This is a genomic window from Streptomyces sp. NPDC104581, assembly GCF_055583685.1.
The window spans coordinates 1-1,273 of sequence record NZ_JBVJNN010000096.1; the positions used below are offsets into that span (position 1 = coordinate 1).

Annotated in this window: 1 protein-coding gene; it reads left to right on the top strand. The window is 63.9% G+C overall.

Annotated elements, in window-relative coordinates; translation table 11 throughout:
• Positions 1-1,273: non-ribosomal peptide synthetase (locus tag ACZ61E_RS32555; RefSeq protein WP_469704020.1), on the top strand; the 1,273-nt coding region annotated here is incomplete at both ends.

Here is a 1,273-nt window from a genome sequence, read left to right on the forward strand (position 1 = left end):
AAAGCCATCCTCACCCCCCACCGGGCACTGACCGGGACGGTACTCGCCCAGGACTACGCCACCTTCGGACCCGGACAACGCTTCCTCCAGTGCTCACCCGTCTCCTGGGACGCCTTCTCCCTCGAATTCTGGGGCGCACTCCTCCACGGAGCCACCTGCGTACTCCAACCCGGACAACGCCCCGAACCCACCCTCATCAACCAACTCACCCACCAACACCGCATCACCATGCTCCAACTCTCCTCCAGCCTCTTCAACTACCTCGTCGACGAACACCCCGACACCTTCACCCACACCCAACACGCCTCCACCGGCGGCGAACCCGCCTCACCCACCCACACCCACCACATCCAACAACAACACCCCCACCTCACCCTCACCAACGGATACGGCCCCGCCGAATCCATGGGCTACACCACCACCCACACCATCCCCCGACCCACCACCAACACACCCACCACCACACCCGTCCCCATCGGCCACCCCATCACCAACAAACACACCTACATCCTCGACACCCACCTCCAACCCGTCCCACCCGGAGTCACCGGCGAAATCTACCTCGCCGGCACCGGACTCGCCCACGGCTACCAACACCAACCCACCCTCACCGCAACCCACTTCATCCCCAACCCCTACGGCCCCCCCGGCACCCGCCTCTACCGAACCGGCGACCTCGCCCACCACACACCCAACGGCCAACTCCACTACCACGGCCGCACCGACCACCAAATCAAAATCCGCGGCTTCCGCATCGAACCCACCGAAATACAGAACGCCCTCCTCCAACACCCCCACATCACCCAAACCACCACCACAACCACCACCGACACCACCGGCAACACCCAACTCAACGCCTACGCCACCCTCCACCCCCAACACACCACCACCACACCCACCCAACTCCGCCACTGGCTCCGCAACACACTCCCCGACCACCTCATCCCCACCCACATCACCATCCTCCCCAAACTCCCCCTCACCCCCAACGGCAAAATCGACCACAAAGCACTCCCCACACCCCACACCACCACCACCCACGGACGACCACCCCGCACCCCCCAAGAAGAAATCCTCTGCACCCTCTACACCCAAACACTCAACCTCACCCACCCCACCACCATCGACGACAACTTCTTCGACCTCGGCGGACACTCCCTCCTCGCCGCCAAACTCACCACCCGCATCCGCACCACCCTCCACACCAACCTCACCATCCGCGACATCTTCCAAAACCCCACCCCCGCCACCCTCACCCACCACATCACCACCC